A 16,086-nucleotide genomic window follows, 5' to 3' on the forward strand; every position below is an offset into this window, starting at 1 on the left:
CTTTCGTTACTCGCAGGCTGTCGCAACCAAACGATCGACAACCAAGCCAACGTCGCACGCTATGAAGCGAACATGGAGGCGCATCGAGAGATGGCCTACGCCACGTGTGCAGATGGCAACGCCATTGGTGTGAACTGCGGTTTGATCACCAAGCACGTGGGCAACGAAGAATTCCGCGCCAAATTCCGAGCGAAGTACTGCGCCGAACCAACGACGGAAGAAAAATGCCAACTGCTCTTCCAGAGGTTGGTGGATGCCGAGCTTGCAAAACGCTACTTCGCCGCCGATTCGCAGGCCGTGATCATGACGTGCGATCTTCGCCCGACGGAGTGCGACGATCCTCTCGTTTACGAACGCTACCTGCTCGACTCCCACAACGCGCACGTCCGCGAGAAGCACGCCAAGCGGGTGAACGCCATCGAGGAAGAGCGCGAGCAGCGGCAGGCCGAGCAGACACGCGAAGCCGTCGAAGGCACGGTGGCCGTGATCTCCGCCGCCGGGCAAATCGCCCGCGAAGTCGACTACCAGAAGAACGGCGGCACCAAGTGCCATAGCTACCCCGACGTCTTCTCGGGTGCCGTTACCTACTGCAAATCGCGCTGACTACATCGCCCGGAGTTCGCGCACGAAAAAGAAGAGCAGAATCGCAATGCCCAAGAGGCCCTGAAGCATGGTGGCCGCCGCTTGCTGCGGCCCCATCGCCCCGGAGGCGTAGACGAAGGTGACGCCGGTCACTACCGAGATCGCCAGCACGAAGGCTTGAAGCAACGAGATGCCCTTGTCGGCGCGGCGGCGGGCCGCGTCGACGGCCTCGAGGAACGGCTTGGTCAAAAAGAGGAACACGGCCATCGCGATGAAGGAGCCGCCCATCTCTTCGTGCGAGAGAAAAAAGTCGTACGCGCCGTGCAGCCCGACGACGAAGAGCGAGGTGCGGAGGAAATTCGACGCGTGGCGTTCGCCATCCTCGATGAACTCGAACAATGCCGTGGCCAGAATGCCGGTCATGGCCATGTGCAGAAAATTGGCCGTGAGAAAGCGTGCGAGTCCGCTGTGCACCGCGCCCTGCGCGATGTAGTCGATGTTCTCTTCGGCGGCGAAACCAAGGCCGACCATCGCGCCGGCGACCAGTACGTCGAGGCGGTCGCCCCATTTTCGCAGGATGGGGACGAGCGGCAAAAAGAGGAGCAGCTTGGAAGCCTCCTCGCGCAGCCCCACGCCGAAGACGAAAAAGAGAATGTCCCGCACCATGTCGCCGGTCTCGATCAGGCGCAGGCGAGACTCCTCCACCGCAATGAGGAACATGGTCGGAATCACGCTGGCCACGCCGAGGCCGAAGGCCACGATGTAGAGCGGCAACCGAAAGCGCGGACGCTCGCCGAGCTTTCCGAGGCGCGTGCAGACGAAGGCCCACGCCAGCGCGGAGACGGCGCTCATCAGCAGCCCCGTGCCCTGCCAGCGCTGCTTCCAATTGAGCCAAAGCTGCAGCGCCGCGCCTTTCCAATCGCGCTCGTTGACCGCAAACCGGTATTTCGTCAGGGGGCCGGCGGCCGCAAAGACACGTGCATCTTGCAAGCGATCGCGCACGTGCTCCCAGGCGCCCGCGTTCATCCAAAGATTGAGCGCGATGTCCATGTCCCCGGCGCGCTCGGGAAAGGTCAGGCCTTCACGCTCGTAATAAACGGCCGCCTCCATGGGCGCGCCCGATTGCTGCGCCTCACGCGCCAGCAGGTGGTTGAACCAGGGCACGGGCGGCTCGCGCTTCGCGCCGGCGAGCATTTGCTCGCGCACGTGGCGCGGTACCGCATCGGCCTCCACGCCGCGCCAGAAACGCGCCACCAAGGTGATGTCCGGCGGAAGATCGCGCCAGAGCACCTCGTCGAGCGCATCATCGGTGAGCAGGGCGCCGGCAGCGTGTTCGGCGATCGGATCGTAGGCCTCACCCTGAAGGCGACGGCGAATGCGATCGGCAATCGCGCGCTCGTGGTTGTCCAGAAATGCGAGCACCAGTGGCACGCTCGGCCGCTCGTGCAGGAGGCGAACGTAGATCGCCTCCGCGGCAGCAAATTGTTTGCTACTGGCCAGCGCAGCAGCGCGGTCCTCGTCCGAGGATGCGCGATGGCTCCAGTACGAGGCCACGCCGAAGCCCACCGCCAGGGTCAGAAGAAACGCGACGAGCGCGGGAACGAGCAGCCGCTCCTGACCCGATCTGGTGACGAAGAGCCTCGTGAACATGCCGTCCCCGTCCAATAGCATCCCGCGGGGGCTCTCTATATTAAGGAGGACCTGCTCTTTCGTTCAGTACCTGGACGCGAAGCCGTCCCCCATGCTCTCGTGAGCCCGGCTCACGGAAATCACTGGGTTTTTCGTCGTTCTTCGCAGAGCTACGACGCCAGGAGGAAGCCAGAGTCAGGCAGGAGCACCTGAAATCGGGCATAAATGGGCTCAATTCAGTTTGCACCTGAAAATGGCGTGCGTTAGGTTTTCCTGTGAAATGAACCAAGTCGCACCCAACCCGGAAGAGGGCGTCGTCCTAACCAAGGCCATTCTCCGGGTAGCCGAAGCCCTGGGTCTCTCGCAAAGGGAGCTGGCACGTATCCTCGGCGTGAGCGAGGCCACGGTGTCGAGGCTCATGACGAGTACCTTCATATCGCCGAGTAAGAAGGAGGGGGAGTTGGCGCTCCTCTTGGTGCGCATCTTCCGCGGGCTCGATGCCCTCGTCGGTGGAGACGAGCGGAAAGTTCAAGCCTGGTTTCACTCGCCCAATGCCCATCTCGGGGGCATTCCCGCCGAGCGCGTGCTCACCGTCGAGGGATTGGTCGATGTGGCCACTTATCTCGACGCCATGCGCGGGCACGTGTAGCCTCTGCGCCGAGTGAATTTCCATACGGATATCGCAGGGCTGTGGAAGGCGTGCGAAGGTGAAAAGCACCTTGCCGCACTGGCCTTGGACGCCTATCGCGCTGTCGAATCGCAGCATATCACCTCTACCCGCAAGCTCGTCGACTCGGACGAGGAGCAGCTCCTGTTGGAGGAGCTCATCGACACGGTGAAACCGCCCGTGCCGAACGGGCCCGAGTTTCGCGGCCTGCACTATTTGCTTTTCACGCCGTTCCGCCATCCCCCGCTGCGCTGGGGCTCCCGCTTCGGGACGCGGGCCGAACGCGGCATGTGGTACGGCTCCGGCGACGTCGAAACGTGTTTTGCCGAAGTCGCCTATTACCGTCTTCTCTTTTTGGAGGGGACGACGGCCGATCTGGGCATCGTCACCATCGAGCTGACGACCTTCGTGGCGAACGTGGCCGCCACCCGCGGCATCGACCTGACGAAGCCGCCCTTCCGCGAGCACGAGACGCTCATCTCGTCGAAGACCTCGTACGCCGCCGCCCAACCCTTGGGCCGCGCGATGCGCGCCGCGGGGGTGGAAGCGTTCCTCTTTCGCTCGGCCCGCACCGTCCTCGACCCGGCCGCCCCCCATCCGAACCGGTACCACGGCATCAACGTGGGCCTCTTCGATCCCGTCTTCGCGAGCAAAAAGCCGACGAGCACGAAGTACCAAACGTGGACGTGCACCGCCGGCCGCGACAAGGTCGAAGTCTCCCGCAAAAGCATCGCCCACCCCCTGACCAAGGCAGGCGAATCGCTCGTATTCCCCCGCCGCGACTTCGAAGTCGACGGCGTGTTCCCCGTCTGCGCCTGAGAGAGTTTTCACATGAAGGCGGGAAGGCGGGAAGGTTTTTTGTTTTTCAATTCCGGGCATTGGGCGACGCGCGGGGAATTCACATTTCGATAGCGCGCCCTCCTGCCGCGGCGGTTACGAGCGCCCCTTCACCAATCAATACGCAATTACGTTGGGCACTCCCTATCCTAGTTGCTAGTAGAGCCATCGTTTAATTCGAACTTCGTCGATTGACGGAATGCGCGACGAGGCAGCGGGCACGGACACGTTTGGCGCGCGGATGGGATGACCTCGCTGAATCCAACCCGGGCAGCCATTTCCAGCCTGCACGAGAAGCGCCTTCAGCCCAACCGTGCTGCGTGGTGCGACGGCACCGATCCATGGCATGATGGCGTAAAAAGAGATGATCGACTCGATTCGGTTCTTTGCAGCCACGGACGTGGGGAAGGTCCGCGAGCACAACGAGGACAACTTCCTCGTCGACAAAAAGCTCGCGCTCTTCGTCGTAGCCGATGGCATGGGCGGGCACGCGGCCGGGGAAGTGGCCAGCGCCATTGCCGTGCGCACGTTGCATGAGGAGATCAAGCGGGAAAAAGAGCTGATCGACGACTACGTCAATGGAGCGACGGGGGCCGCCAAGGTCACGCAGAAAGACATCATCGCGCTGCTCGAGCACGCGGTGCAGCGGGCCTGCGCGAAGATCCACGAGGAAGCTCAGGGCGACGCCGACAAGCGCGGGATGGGCACCACCTTGAGCGCGATCATCGTGCTCGGGCATCAGGCGTTCATCGCGCACGTGGGCGACACCCGCATCTACATGATGCGGGGCGATGAAGTGCATCAGGTTACCGAAGACCACACCGTCCACAACGAGCTCATCAAGCGCGGGAAGCTCTCGCGCGAGCAAATCGAGAAGGTCGCCCACAAGAACGCGATCACGCGCGCGGTGGGTGTCTACGAGCGGGTCGAGGTGGACACGCTGGTCATCGAGCTTCTGCCGAGCGACACCTTCGTGCTCGCGAGCGATGGGCTCACCGGCTACCTGCAGAGCGTCGAAGAGCTGCTCACGCACCTGCAAAAGGACGGCGACCAGGCGGCGAAATCGCTCGTGGAGCTGGCGAACGAGCGAGGCGGCAAGGACAACATCACGCTCATCATCGTCAAAGTGGGCGAGGAGGGCGAGGGCGACGACGAGCGCGCCCGGCGCCTTGCGCTCAAACGCGACGTGCTGGCGCGCATGCCGCTGTTCGCGAAGCTCACCGAGCGCGAGCTCCTTCGGGTCATGCAGGCCGTCGAGGTGCGCGCCTTCCACGAGGGCGACGTGGTCATTCAAGAGGGCGACCGCGGCGACGAGTTGTTCATCGTCCTCGAAGGCAAGGTGCTCGTCTCACGCGGCGGGGCGACGCTCACGGAGCTCGGACCGGGCGAACACGTGGGCGAAATGGCCCTGATCCGCAGCGTGCCCCGTTCCGCGACGGTCACGGCCCTGGGCGGGCCGGCGGAGCTCATCGCCATCAAGCGCATCGACTTTTTCGAGATCCTGCGCAAGGAGCACGAGCTCGCGGTGAAGCTGCTGTGGCAATTCCTCGGCGTGCTGGCCGATCGGCTCGATCAAACGAGCAGCGAGCTCAAACACGCGCGCGAGGAGCTGACGGCCGAGGACATCACGGCAGACATTTTTCCCATCGTGGAGCAACCGACGTCGCCATTTCCGGTACGTTGACGGGCGGAGCATGGGCCGTTAGCGTCGCATTCGTCTTCCGAATGCGCCTTCGAACTTGGCTTGCTGCAACGCTCTTCGCGATGGCCCCGCTCATGACGGTGGCGCCGACCGCGTTTGCGGCCGACTCGCCCAGCGGTTCGGTGGTCATGTGGCCCACGCTAACCCCCGCGGGCGATCAGCCGGGACCGGCCCCGCTGCACAAGGCCACCGAGGCGGAGCAGGGCGTCTATGCGCGCTCGCAGGAGCTCGACGCGACCTTGCGCGACGCCGCGCAGGACCTCGGCTACACGCTTCACGTGACGGATACCGGGCCGGTGCCCGGGAAAATGCGCGACAGCGACATGATCGATCGCGCCGCGCACGAGGGTGCGGCCGGTGCCGAGGCGGGAACGTGGGTGGTAAGCCCGCGGCTCGAGGTCGCGGGGGACAACTCCTTCGTGGTGCGCATCGTGGCGGTGGCGCCAAAGTCGCGCGAGCTGCGCGTCCGCGTGGAAGTCGTCAAAGGGAGCGATGTGGCGGTGCGTGGCCTGGTCATGCTGCGCGATCTCTTGTCGCCTGCGGCAGCGGCACAGGCCGCGGCCATCGAGCGCGAGCGCGCGCGTGTGGACGAGTCGGCGCGCGCAGGGCTCATTGCGCCGCTGCGCTCGCAAGGGCGCGCGGTGCTGGCCATCAACGGGGCGCTCTTCGGCGGGTACGTCGGCTACAGCGTGCAGCGCGCCAGCGGCAACGACGATCCGCGCGTGCTCTATCCGCTGCTCGCGCTGGGTGCGGGCATCGGCATCGGCAGTGCGCTGCTGGTGAGCGAGGAGTGGGACGTCGGCACGGGCGACGCCTGGTTTCTCGCGGGCGGAGCCTGGTGGGGCGCCGGCGCGGGCTTGCTCATCGCCAACGGGCGCGACACGCAGCCGTTTTCCGATAGGTACTCGTGGGGTGCGGCCGGCGGCGTGATCGGGCTCACCCTGGCCACCGTCGCGCTCACCCGCTCCAAGGCCGACGAAGGCGATGCAGTGCTCACGCACTCCGGCGGCGGTCTGGGCCTCGTGCTCGGCGGCCTCTCGGAAATGGCCATCCGCGGAACGCAGCCCGACGTGACGCCGAACTATGGCGCGGGCATCGGCGCCGCCATCGGCGTCGTGGGCGCGGGAACCCTCGCGTCGTTCGTGCGCGTCTCGCCGTCGCGGGTCATGCTGGTCGACCTCGGCCTGGGCGTGGGCGCACTCGCCGCCGCTGCTTCGGCGAGCCCGCTGCTCTTCGAGACGCCGGTGAGCGAGCGCCGGGCCCGTGCCTTTGCGCTCATCACGGGGGCAGGCACCCTGGTGGGCGGCGGCATCGCCTGGTTCCTCACGCGCAACATGCCGCGCGAGCCCGCGGTTTCGCGCACCGCGCCCCGCTCCAACACCGGCATGAGCGTGACCCCCACGGGCGGCGTCATTGGTTCGTCGGCCACGCCGACGGGCATCGTTCCGGCCTATGGCGTGGGGCTCACGGGGCGCTTCTGATGGCGCTTTTGGCGCTGGGCCTGGCCGCGCAGCTCGTCGCCGTGCCGCCGCAGCAGCCATCGCCACAGCAGAAGGTGGACCTCTCGGCGCGCTGGGAGCCGCCCGTGCTTCACACGACGGCGTTCCTCACGGGCCTGCGCTACATCGAGGCGTACCTGTATCCGCATCCTTTCGCAGAGGGAAACTTCGAGCACATCTTCGAGCGCTACCGTGACACGTACACGCACTGGCCCATCTTCGACTCGGACAAGCCCGCCTTCGAGTGGGACGGCGATTCCTGGCGCATCAACGTCATCGGCCATGGCCTCATGGGCAGTGAGCTCTACACGCGCGCCCGCATCTGCCATTTCGGCTGGGCGGGCTCCCTCGCCTTCGCCATCGGCAGCACGGTCGCCTGGGAGTACGTCTTCGAGGGCAACGGCGTGCGCCCCTCCCTTTGGGACCTCACCTACACGCCGCTCAGCGGCCTACTCCTCGGCGAAGCGCGGTACCTCATCTACCGCACCGCGCAGTCGCTCGACTCCCCCACCGCGCGCAACATCCTGTCGGCCATCGCCGATCCCTTCGGTGAGATGGAGCGCCACTGGCTCGGCAGCCCCTGCTAACCGCCCCAACTGAACCAACAATAAATCCCAAAAATTCAGAGTCTATTGTTGGTTCACCTGGCGATCCTGGCGCCTCTCTTTTGGCGTCCTGGCGGTTTCTTCTTCTCTTGGTGACGCGGATGTAGCCGCTACGGCGTCGAGATGGGCGTGAAGTCGCCCGCGAGGTTGAGGAACGTGCCCTCGGGTGTCGTAATGTTGCTGTACACGCGATTTCGTCCGAAGTCCTCCACGTGGGTCACCGTCGTTCCACCGGCTTCCTGCCAATAGACGAGGAATACGTCGGGACGGATCGGAACGGCGGTGTACGAGATGGTCTGGCTTCCCGATTCGTTCGCACTGACGGACGCCTTCGCGCCGATGGCGGAAAAGGTCATTCGCTTGCCATCCGCATCGAAATCGAGCCGAAAGGCCAGGTCTCCGAATTTGGCTTCGTAGCTGCGGCCGCGAGCGGGAAATGCCGCCGCGTCGTTCGTGTTCAGCCCCATGACATCTCTCCCTTCGCAACCTTGGCGCCCAGGTTCGCGGCGATTTTCAATCCGGCATTCGGGTACGCGGCAAGCAGTGCCGCCTCGGCCTCGGCGGCATTGGCCGCTTCGGCAACGGCGCTCTCGAAGCGCCGAAGATACTCACGCGTGTGACGGATGGCCACGATGTCCGTGGACGATCCGGAACTGCGATGTCCGGCGGCCACGAACGTCGGTCGCAGGGCTTCGAGTCCGTCGAGTGCGCGGATCCATTCCGCCCGCAGTTCCTTGGTCGCGGTATCCGCGGTCCATACGTGCAGCCCCTGAAACAACAAGGTGCCACCGAGCAGAGCTCGTCGCGTTGGTTCGAAGACGTACCACGCTCGATTGCCAAGTTGCTCGCTGCCGCGGCGCACTTCGAGCGCGACACCGTCGACCGTGACGCTGCCGGTGGTGAGCGGCTGGATGTCGACCAGGCGGCTAGGCAGGTTCGCGCCAAGATGCGCCCATGCGACGAGCTTCTTCTCGTAGGTCTGGCGGATGTGCGCGATGACATCCGCGGGTGCCAGAAACCGCACACCGGGGAAGGCATCGGCGATCACCTCGGCGCCGAAATAGAAGTCAGGGTCGCCCGCGGTGATCAGAACGGTGGTGAGCGTCTTTCCCGAATCGAGCACGTTCGCGACGATCCGATGACCATCGGCACGGGTGAAGGCGGCGTCGACGACGAGGGCTTCGCTCGCACCGGTTACCAACACGCTGGTCTTGTTGAGGGAGGAATCTGCAGAGTCGAAGATGGTGTAGGCGAGCTCGCTCATGGGCCGTTCTCCTTTTTTCGAAGCACCGAGCAGGGCAGTAAATTTGGGCGCCATGCGTGTGAGTACTGTAGGCAACGAAAGCGGTTTTTCACGGTCGCCGCCGGACCTAGAATGGTAAAAATGGGACAAGTCGCCATTCGTCCGGTTCACTACGATCCGCCGCCGGGTGTATCGGGGGAAATCGAAGTCACGTCGCTTTCACACATGCGCAAGCGTGGTGGACGGCGAGAGTTCCTCGGGCCGCAGCGGCTGGACTTCGACGTACTCGTCCGGATCGACACGGGGCGTACGACGCATACGGTCGACTTCTACCCGCTACGTTCTCGAGCCCGGCGATCTCATATGGGTGCGGGCGGGACAGGTGCAGGAATGGGGCAACATCGCCGCGATCAACGGGCCGGTGGTCCTCTTCACGCCGACCGCGCTCGATGCCGAGACGCGCGAGTGCATTCGGCATGCGGGCGTGGTCACGCCCAATCACTGGTCCCACGAGGCGATCGCGAACGCCCCGGCGGGCAACGCGCTCGACGTCGCATTCGCAGCTGCGGCCCTTGCGGATGCCCCGAGCGGAATCCGCAGCGCGGCGCTGATGCGCGCGCTCGCCACGACGCTGCTGTTGCTCGTCATGAGCATGCCCACGGGCAATGGCTTGCAAGGCCCGGCGCCGCATCCTGCCTTCGTATGGTTTCGCGACGAGCTGGAGGCGAACTTCCGCACCCGCCACAAGGTCGCCGAATACGCTGCGCGCCTAGGTTATTCGACGCGCACCCTCAATCGACTGGCGCGGCACAACACGGGACTGAGCGCGAAACAGCTCATCGACGAGCGCATCGTGCTCGAGGCAAGGCGTTCCCTGGCACACGGCCGGGATTCGGTTGCGCAAATCGCCGAGCACCTCGGGTTCGACGATGCGTCGAACTTCGCCAAGTACTTCCAGCAACGCACGGGCATGTCACCCTCGCTCTTCCGGAATGGCACCCGGGATCCACGCAGCCTCGCTTAGACCTGCGGCTGGACCTCGCTCGTGAGATGCTCGCGCACGAAGGGAACCAGCACGGCGTTGACGGCCTCCGGCTGCTCGATGGGCGAGGCATGCCCCGCATCGTCGATGAGGCGCATCGTCGCGCGCGGCAGCCGGTTCACGATGGCCTCCGAACGCGCGGGCGGTGCCGACGCATCCTCGCGCCCGCACACGACGAGGGTCGGGCAGCTGATGGCCCGCACCTTGTCCAAGATGCTCTGCCGCTCGACCGAAACCGCCTTCACCGCGCGGCTGACCCCCAGGCGCGGAAAGCCACTGACCCGCGAGTAGACGCGCTCGGCCAGCTCCGGACGCTCGCGCAGCGTCTTCGGTGCGAACAGCATCGGCGCGATCTGCTTTTCCACGATGCTCGGCGGCAACCCAATCGTGCGAAACACGGTGCTCATCACGCGATCTTTCACGCGGCGGATGCGCGTCTGCGCGTCGGCCGTCGTGTCGATCAGCCCGAGCCCGACGATGCGCATGGGGTTGTCCAGCGCCACGCGCATGGCCACCATCCCGCCCCACGAGACGCCGACGAGCAGCGCCTTGAAGATGCCCAACGCATCGAGCGCATCAACCAGCGCCCGGGCATGATCATCGAGCGAAAACGGCGGCGGTACCTCGCTCTTGCCGTGCCCCGGCCCATCGATGACCACCACGCGCCCCAGCTGCGAGAGCGGCCCTATCTGCTCGTCCCACGCCGACCCATCGAAGAGCAACGCGTGCAACAGCACGATGGCCGGATCGTTCGGCCGCTGCGCTTCCCCGCGTTCCTCGTAAAACCACCGGCCCAGTCGGGTTGTGACGTACACGATGGGATGTTGACTAAGTGGTGGACTAAGTCAAGATGGAAGCAATGAAAGAGGTCAACGTTCATGAGGCGAAGACACATCTTTCGCGGCTTCTTCAGCGCGTGGACGCCGGCGAGGAAATCGTGATCGCTCGAGGTGGCCGCCCCATCGCGAAGCTCGTCCCCTTTCGAGAACCCGTACAGCGCGTTTTCGGCATTGACCGAGGCGTTTTTCGCGTACCGGACGATTTTGATGCTCCGCTCTCCGACGAGATTCTCGCCGCCTTCGAGCGATGAGGTATCTGCTCGATACGCATTGCTGGCTTTGGCTGCAAAGCGAGCCTGAACGCCTCTCCGCCCTGCTCGATCGCCTCGCCGACCCAGCGAACGAGCTGCTCTTGTCCGCGGCCAGCTCGTGGGAGATCTCGATCAAATACGCGCTCGGCAAACTGCCCTTGCCACTTCCGCCGGCGGAATACGTGCCTTCGCGCATGCAGTCCAGCGGCACTTCCAGTCTGCCGGTTCATCATGCGCACGCCCTGCAGGTCAGCAAACTGCCACGCCATCACGGTGATCCGTTCGATCGACTGCTCATCTCCCAGGCGCAGTGCGAAGGGCTCCAAATCGTGACGGCCGATGCCGCGTTTTCTGCGTACGACGTGGAACTCCTTCGCCCTTGATCCGCAAATGCCGAAGGGCCCCTCGTTTCGGAGGAGCCCTTCTTTGCAGGCTGCACGCAGAATGCGGCGATCTTCAGCTCAGGGGAAGATCTCGCGCTCCTTGTACACGGCCTCGATGCGCGAGAGCGCGATGGCGTACGCCGCGATGCGGAGGCTCACCTTCTTGTTGCGAGCGTAGTCGCTCACCTCGCGGTAGGCCCGCTCCATGGCGCGTTCGAGCTTCTCGTCGACCTCTTCTTCCGTCCAGCTCTCGGAGCGCTTGTTCTGCACCCACTCGTAGTAGCTGACGGTGACGCCGCCCGAGTTGGCGAGGACGTCGGGAAGGATCGTGATGCCGCGCTCTTCGAGGATCTTCTCGCCGGCCGGGTTCGTCGGGCCGTTGGCGCCTTCCACGATGACCGTGCACTGAAGCTGGCGGGCTTCGGCTTCTTTGATCTGATTCTCGAGCGCCGACGGGGCGAAGATGTCCGCCTTGGTGGCGAAGAACTCTTCACGCGAGATGGGCTTGCCGCCCGGGTAGCCCGCGATCGACCCGTGGTGCTGCACGTAGTCCTGGAGCTTGTGGGCGTTGAAGCCCTCCGGGTTGAACAGGTAGCCCGTGTGGTCGCCGACCGCGATGGTCGAAACGCCGAGGCGCGCGAGGATGACCGCGGTGTGCGAGCCGACGTTGCCGAAGCCCTGCACCGTCATCGTCTTGCCTTCGAGCTGGAAGTTGTGCTCCTTCGCCCACTCGATGAGGCAGAAGACCATGCCTTGCGCAGTGGCCTTGGCGCGGCCGAGCGTACCGCCGGAGGCGACGGGCTTGCCGGTGACGACGCCCTTCACGCTCTGCTTTTGGTAGCTGCCGATCATGTTGGAGTACGTGTCCATCATCCACGCCATCGTCTGGCCATTGGTGCCGACGTCGGGGGCGGGGATGTCGTAATCCGGGCCGATGTTCATGCCGAGGGCATGCGTAAAGCGGCGCGTGATCTTCTGCAGCTCGTGCGGCGTGACGCTGTGCGGGTCGAACTTGATGCCGCCTTTGCCACCGCCGAACGGCAGGCGCATGAGGGCGCTCTTCCACGTCATCATCGCGGCGAGGGCCTTCACGTCGTCGAGGCTGACGTCGGGATGGAAGCGGATGCCGCCCTTGAACGGTCCGAGCAGATTGTTGTGCTGAACGCGGTAACCTTTGAAGAGTTTGACCTCTCCGTTATCCATCCGGACCGGGAAGTTGACGATGATCTCGTTCTTCGGCTGGCTCAGGATGGTGCGGACGAACAGCTCGAGGTTCGCCGCGGCCGCGGCTTCATCGAGGTAGTCCTGAATCACTCCGAAAAAGTCGTATTCTTTCTTCGTCGTCGTCGACGGGAGCGACGTGCGCGACGGCGGGGGCACGGGAACGGGCTTGTTTTCCGAGTCGGTCATCGGTGGATTTCGACGCAAAGCGTCGCCTTCGGTGCGGTTGGGGGGTCGCTTTCGCGATCGGCGGTTCAAAATGTGCCGCTCGTTCTAGACATCGGCCATCGCTTTCGCCAGCGGGATCGTTCGAGCGAGATGGCTTTTCGAAACACTCCGGAAACATAGGAGGTGTGCTGCGAAATGGGTTTCGCTTGACAGGGGCGAGGAAGGTCGTTCAGATGCGGGCAGTTGATGAATATGATTTTCACTTTCACATTCGACCTCGAACCAGGCCGGATCGGAGGAAAATGAGCAGCCGCACGACCGTCGTCCTTGAGCGCCCGCTGTCCGTGGACGGAGACCTCCGCAACCGGTTGCACGTGCCCGACTGGCCGCCGCCCCCGCACGATCCGCGCGAGCGCGATCTGGCCATGGTGCTCGAAGGCTGGGAGGTGAGGCTCTTTGGCGGTCGGAAGTTCCAGTACTTCGTGACGCGCGGCTTCTGGCATCTGCAGCTTTGGCACCCCGAGGCACGCATTTCCGTGCTGACGCCCTCGCGTCTGACCCAGGGGTTCTACGAAACGTTCCCGGTCGCGAACTGGAAAGCTCAAGCGCCGGACTACAAATCTCTTGTCCAGCTCGTTACAGGAATGCACGAAATACGGCTGCCAAACTACGGAGAAGTGGCCCGTTTGGAAAAAGCACTTGTCGACGACGTCGTTCGTGCCAAAAGTGCTCTCCTTTCCTGAAAAACCGTGTACCTTGCGCCGCCGGCTTTCCTAGAATCGGCAAACTCTGCCGGAGCACGGTTGAAATGTTTGGAGGAATTTGAGCAATGAGTCGCTATACGGGTCCGCGCGTTAAGATCATGCGGAAGCTCGGGACGGAGCTCCCCGGTCTGTCCCCCAAGAAAACGGAACGCCGGCCCTATCCCCCCGGCCAGCACGGTCAAGCGCGCAAGAAGCTCTCCGAGTACGCAGTGCGCCTTCTCGAGAAGCAGAAGGTCCGCATGAACTACGGGGTGAGCGAACGCCAGCTTCGTCACCTGATGCACGAGGCGAAGACCACGGCCGGTAACACGGGCCCGAAGCTCATCGAGCTGCTCGAGCGCCGTCTCGACAACATCGTCTTCCGCGCCGGCTTCGCTCGCACGATCCCGGCCGCCCGCCAGCTCGTCAACCACGGGCACATCCTCGTCAACGGCAAGCGCGTCGACATCGCGTCCTATCGCATCCAGAAGGGCGACGTCGTCACCGTGCGGGATCGCAAGAAGATCCACGCGGCCGTCGAGCAAGCCTTCCCCGTCGCGGACGGCTTCCAGACGCCGTGGATCGACGTCGATCGCACGAAGCGCCAAGCCACGATCTCGTCCCTCCCGGACGAGGGCGCGGTCCTCTTCCCGCTGCGCGTGCAGCTGGTCGTCGAGTTCTACTCGCAAAAGATGTAGGCCTCCGGACGGTTCCGCCGTCCAGGAAAGCTGCGGCAACCGCCGGCCCGTCACAAGGCCGGCGTTCCGTCTTTTAAGGCGCATCGAAGTGGCTCGTCGAGCGCGTCGCCGGCTGGAAGCCGGCTAACCGCCGGCAAGATGCCGGCGCTCCATGTCGCACTCGAAGGCGGTGCGTGGGATGGAGCGCCGCCGTCTCGGCGGCGGTCCGCCAGCCTCCGGCTGGCTGCTGTCTAGTGGTGGACCCAGAGCATGTACAGGTACACGGCGGTGCTCGTGAGGAGCAGGGCGTCGATGCGATCGAGGACGCCGCCGTGGCCCGGAACGATGGCGCCCGAGTCTTTGACGCCGGTGGAGCGCTTCAAGAGGGACTCACCGAGGTCACCGGCCTGGCCCAATGCGCTCGCGACGATGGCGAGCGGAATCGAGTGGGCCAACGGGAACGCGGGCAAATACACGAGACTCGCGAGCAGGGCGCCCACGACGGAGCCCGCAAGCCCGCCCACGGCGCCTTCCACGGTTTTCTTCGGGGAAACGAGCTCGTAGAGCTTGTGCTTACCGAGAAAGCGGCCCGCAAAGTAGCCACCGGTGTCGGCGAGCCACGCGAACATCAAGGTGACGAGCACGTAGCCCGGCCCATCGTCCTGCATGTCGCGACGAAGCATCGCGAGCATGGTCATGGGCAGCGCCACGAAGAGCGGGCCGAACCCCATCGCACAGGCACGCAACGCCGCGGTGGAAATGTCGCCCACCCGAATCAACGTGAGCAGCGGCCCGAGGAGCGGGATGGCGACGAGCAGCGTGAGAAGCACGCGCGTGTCGTGGCCGAAAAACCAAACGAGAAGCGACGCGGCCGCGGCGAGGAGCACGCCCACGACCTGCGAAACCCGGTCCCCCGGGTGCGTCATGGCGAACAGCTCGAAGCTGCCCACCAAGGCCGCCGGAAACGCGAGGAAGTAAAACGCGTACGGCGGACACTTGTAGAGGAGGAAAAGGATGACCGGGACGGCGACGGCCGCCGTCAGAAGGCGCATCGCCAGGTTCGACTTGGTTACCGCCATCGTTCCGATCAGACGGCGATCCGCGCCGCCTCCGCTCGATCTGCCGGGCGCAAGCCGTTCGACGACGTGCCGTTGGCCGGCTGCTGCCCCAGCGACAGATGCTCGATCTGGTTCCCGGTGAGGCCGTAGCGGCGCTCGCGGGCCTGGTAGCTCGCGATGGCCTGGTAAAAGTCTTCCGCGGTGAAGTCGGGCCAGAGCACGTCGGCAAAGTGAAGCTCGGAGTAGGCCAGCCCGTACAGAAGAAAATTCGAGATGCGGCGCTCACCCGAGGTGCGGATGATCAGGTCCGGATCGCCCACCTGAAGGCTGGGCATCAACCCGTGGAGCGCTTGCTCGGTCACGTCCTCCGGCGCCAGCTTGCCGGCGGCGACCGCGCGGGCCAGCTCACGGGCGGCGTTCACGATTTCCTCGCGGCCGCCGTAGCTCAGGGCCAGCGTGAGGGTCATCTCGTGGTTTTCCTTGCTCTCGCGACGCAGCGGGTCGAGCACGGCGCGCACCAAGGCCGGCAAGCGGCCGAGGTTGCCAACGGCGTTGAGCCGGATGCCGTTTTCGAGGATTTCCTCGCGCTCGGAGAGCAGGAACTCCCTCAGGAGCTCCATGAGGGCATCCACCTCGTCCTCCGGGCGGGCCCAGTTCTGCTCGCTGAAGGCGTACAGGGTGAGCGCGCGCAGGCCGAGGCGCCGGGCCGCGCGGATGATGCGCCGGGCGGCGTGCGAGCCTTCTTTGTGGCCGCGAACACGGCTCAAATTGCGCTGCTGCGCCCAACGGCCGTTGCCATCCATGATGATGCCGACGTGGGACGGGAGATTGCGTGCTTCGACGAGCGTCATGCAGCGTTACCGGAAGAAACGAGGGCCGCGCGCAATGGCGCGGTACAAGGATGCGCTAGGTATCACGGGGCGACCGCGCCGGCAACGAA

General features: G+C 64.7%; 18 protein-coding genes. 11 read left to right on the plus strand and 7 right to left on the minus strand.

Annotation, left to right across the window (positions count from 1 at the left end; translation table 11 throughout):
- Positions 1-72: 72 nt before the first annotated feature.
- Positions 73-603: a hypothetical protein gene (locus tag LZC95_40460; protein ID WXA92709.1), complete on the plus strand. Its 531-nt coding sequence runs from the start codon at positions 73-75 to the stop codon at positions 601-603.
- On the opposite strand, the gene LZC95_40465 is transcribed toward LZC95_40460, so the two are convergent.
- Positions 604-2,232: a PrsW family intramembrane metalloprotease gene (locus LZC95_40465; protein ID WXA92710.1), complete on the minus strand. Its 1,629-nt coding sequence runs from the start codon at positions 2,230-2,232 to the stop codon at positions 604-606.
- A gap of 259 nt (positions 2,233-2,491) precedes the next feature.
- On the opposite strand from LZC95_40465, the gene LZC95_40470 reads away from it, so the two are divergent.
- From LZC95_40470 to LZC95_40490, 5 genes are all read left to right on the plus strand, one after another.
- Positions 2,492-2,860, plus strand: a complete 369-nt coding sequence (locus LZC95_40470) for a DUF2384 domain-containing protein (GenBank protein WXA92711.1) — start codon at positions 2,492-2,494, stop codon at positions 2,858-2,860.
- 12 nt (positions 2,861-2,872) lie between these two features.
- A complete protein-coding gene (locus LZC95_40475; GenBank protein ID WXA92712.1) occupies positions 2,873-3,697 on the plus strand; it encodes an RES family NAD+ phosphorylase in 825 nt (274 codons plus the stop codon).
- Between the two features lie 382 nt (positions 3,698-4,079).
- Positions 4,080-5,399 (plus strand): Stp1/IreP family PP2C-type Ser/Thr phosphatase, encoded by a 1,320-nt coding sequence (locus tag LZC95_40480; protein ID WXA92713.1) that lies wholly within the window; start codon positions 4,080-4,082, stop codon positions 5,397-5,399.
- 80 nt (positions 5,400-5,479) lie between these two features.
- A complete protein-coding gene (locus LZC95_40485; GenBank protein WXA92714.1) occupies positions 5,480-6,898 on the plus strand; it encodes a hypothetical protein in 1,419 nt (472 codons plus the stop codon).
- On the plus strand, positions 6,898-7,503 hold the full coding sequence (locus LZC95_40490) for a DUF3943 domain-containing protein (GenBank protein ID WXA92715.1): 606 nt from the start codon (positions 6,898-6,900) through the stop codon (positions 7,501-7,503). The genes LZC95_40485 and LZC95_40490 overlap by 1 nt, the downstream gene beginning before the upstream one ends.
- Positions 7,504-7,631: 128 nt before the next feature.
- Here LZC95_40490 and LZC95_40495 read toward each other — a convergent pair whose 3' ends face one another.
- Together LZC95_40495 and LZC95_40500 are read right to left on the minus strand one after the other, a co-directional pair.
- The gene (locus tag LZC95_40495; protein WXA92716.1) at positions 7,632-7,988 is read right to left on the minus strand and encodes a hypothetical protein; all 357 of its coding nucleotides are present in this window, start codon (positions 7,986-7,988) and stop codon (positions 7,632-7,634) included.
- Positions 7,979-8,785, minus strand: coding sequence for an MBL fold metallo-hydrolase (locus LZC95_40500; GenBank protein WXA92717.1), 807 nt, complete (start codon positions 8,783-8,785; stop codon positions 7,979-7,981). Before LZC95_40500 ends, LZC95_40495 begins: the two co-directional genes overlap by 10 nt.
- Before the next feature lie 346 nt (positions 8,786-9,131).
- Between LZC95_40500 and LZC95_40505 the strand changes: the two genes are divergently transcribed.
- Entirely contained in the window at positions 9,132-9,788 is a 657-nt protein-coding gene (locus LZC95_40505; GenBank protein WXA92718.1) for a helix-turn-helix transcriptional regulator, read from the plus strand.
- Here the strand turns inward: LZC95_40505 and LZC95_40510 are convergent.
- A complete protein-coding gene (locus LZC95_40510; GenBank protein ID WXA92719.1) occupies positions 9,785-10,621 on the minus strand; it encodes an alpha/beta hydrolase in 837 nt (278 codons plus the stop codon). The two genes, LZC95_40505 and LZC95_40510, sit on opposite strands and share 4 nt — an antisense overlap.
- 44 nt (positions 10,622-10,665) lie before the next feature.
- Between LZC95_40510 and LZC95_40515 the strand changes: the two genes are divergently transcribed.
- Together LZC95_40515 and LZC95_40520 are read left to right on the plus strand one after the other, a co-directional pair.
- Complete coding sequence (locus tag LZC95_40515) at positions 10,666-10,896, plus strand: type II toxin-antitoxin system Phd/YefM family antitoxin (GenBank protein WXA92720.1); 231 nt, start codon at positions 10,666-10,668, stop codon at positions 10,894-10,896.
- On the plus strand, positions 10,893-11,279 hold the full coding sequence (locus LZC95_40520; protein ID WXA92721.1) for a type II toxin-antitoxin system VapC family toxin: 387 nt from the start codon (positions 10,893-10,895) through the stop codon (positions 11,277-11,279). The genes LZC95_40515 and LZC95_40520 overlap by 4 nt, the downstream gene beginning before the upstream one ends.
- A gap of 78 nt (positions 11,280-11,357) precedes the next feature.
- On the opposite strand, the gene LZC95_40525 is transcribed toward LZC95_40520, so the two are convergent.
- The gene (locus tag LZC95_40525; GenBank protein ID WXA92722.1) at positions 11,358-12,689 is read right to left on the minus strand and encodes a Glu/Leu/Phe/Val dehydrogenase; all 1,332 of its coding nucleotides are present in this window, start codon (positions 12,687-12,689) and stop codon (positions 11,358-11,360) included.
- A 281-nt stretch (positions 12,690-12,970) separates the two neighbouring features.
- Here LZC95_40525 and LZC95_40530 point away from each other — a divergent pair, with 281 nt between their 5' ends.
- Both LZC95_40530 and rpsD read left to right on the plus strand, forming a co-directional pair.
- Positions 12,971-13,411, plus strand: a complete 441-nt coding sequence (locus tag LZC95_40530) for a hypothetical protein (GenBank protein ID WXA92723.1) — start codon at positions 12,971-12,973, stop codon at positions 13,409-13,411.
- A gap of 86 nt (positions 13,412-13,497) precedes the next feature.
- Complete coding sequence (gene rpsD / locus LZC95_40535) at positions 13,498-14,109, plus strand: 30S ribosomal protein S4 (protein WXA92724.1); 612 nt, start codon at positions 13,498-13,500, stop codon at positions 14,107-14,109.
- Between the two features lie 230 nt (positions 14,110-14,339).
- On the opposite strand, the gene LZC95_40540 is transcribed toward rpsD, so the two are convergent.
- Positions 14,340-15,167, minus strand: a complete 828-nt coding sequence (locus tag LZC95_40540; protein WXA92725.1) for a phosphatidate cytidylyltransferase — start codon at positions 15,165-15,167, stop codon at positions 14,340-14,342.
- Between the two features lie 8 nt (positions 15,168-15,175).
- Positions 15,176-15,997: a polyprenyl diphosphate synthase gene (uppS, locus tag LZC95_40545; protein WXA92726.1), complete on the minus strand. Its 822-nt coding sequence runs from the start codon at positions 15,995-15,997 to the stop codon at positions 15,176-15,178.
- Positions 15,998-16,086: the final 89 nt, after the last annotated feature.

Source organism: Sorangiineae bacterium MSr12523 (genome assembly GCA_037157775.1).
GTDB lineage: Bacteria > Myxococcota_A > Polyangia > Polyangiales > Polyangiaceae > Pendulispora > Pendulispora brunnea.

Excerpts from the sequence above, each read along its gene's own strand:
- LZC95_40530 (WXA92723.1), top strand. The coding sequence starts at position 12,971 with ATGAGCAGCCGCACGACCGTCGTCCTTGAGCGCCCGCTGTCCGTGGAC.
- LZC95_40515 (WXA92720.1), top strand. The coding sequence starts at position 10,666 with ATGAAAGAGGTCAACGTTCATGAGGCGAAGACACATCTTTCGCGGCTT.
- LZC95_40525 (WXA92722.1), bottom strand. The coding sequence starts at position 12,689 with ATGACCGACTCGGAAAACAAGCCCGTTCCCGTGCCCCCGCCGTCGCGC.
- rpsD (WXA92724.1), top strand. The coding sequence starts at position 13,498 with ATGAGTCGCTATACGGGTCCGCGCGTTAAGATCATGCGGAAGCTCGGG.
- LZC95_40495 (WXA92716.1), bottom strand. The coding sequence starts at position 7,988 with ATGGGGCTGAACACGAACGACGCGGCGGCATTTCCCGCTCGCGGCCGC.
- LZC95_40500 (WXA92717.1), bottom strand. The coding sequence starts at position 8,785 with ATGAGCGAGCTCGCCTACACCATCTTCGACTCTGCAGATTCCTCCCTC.
- LZC95_40520 (WXA92721.1), top strand. The coding sequence starts at position 10,893 with ATGAGGTATCTGCTCGATACGCATTGCTGGCTTTGGCTGCAAAGCGAG.
- LZC95_40465 (WXA92710.1), bottom strand. The coding sequence starts at position 2,232 with ATGTTCACGAGGCTCTTCGTCACCAGATCGGGTCAGGAGCGGCTGCTC.
- LZC95_40470 (WXA92711.1), top strand. The coding sequence starts at position 2,492 with ATGAACCAAGTCGCACCCAACCCGGAAGAGGGCGTCGTCCTAACCAAG.
- uppS (WXA92726.1), bottom strand. The coding sequence starts at position 15,997 with ATGACGCTCGTCGAAGCACGCAATCTCCCGTCCCACGTCGGCATCATC.
- LZC95_40480 (WXA92713.1), top strand. The coding sequence starts at position 4,080 with ATGATCGACTCGATTCGGTTCTTTGCAGCCACGGACGTGGGGAAGGTC.
- LZC95_40460 (WXA92709.1), top strand. The coding sequence starts at position 73 with ATGGAGGCGCATCGAGAGATGGCCTACGCCACGTGTGCAGATGGCAAC.
- LZC95_40540 (WXA92725.1), bottom strand. The coding sequence starts at position 15,167 with ATGGCGGTAACCAAGTCGAACCTGGCGATGCGCCTTCTGACGGCGGCC.
- LZC95_40485 (WXA92714.1), top strand. The coding sequence starts at position 5,480 with ATGGCCCCGCTCATGACGGTGGCGCCGACCGCGTTTGCGGCCGACTCG.
- LZC95_40490 (WXA92715.1), top strand. The coding sequence starts at position 6,898 with ATGGCGCTTTTGGCGCTGGGCCTGGCCGCGCAGCTCGTCGCCGTGCCG.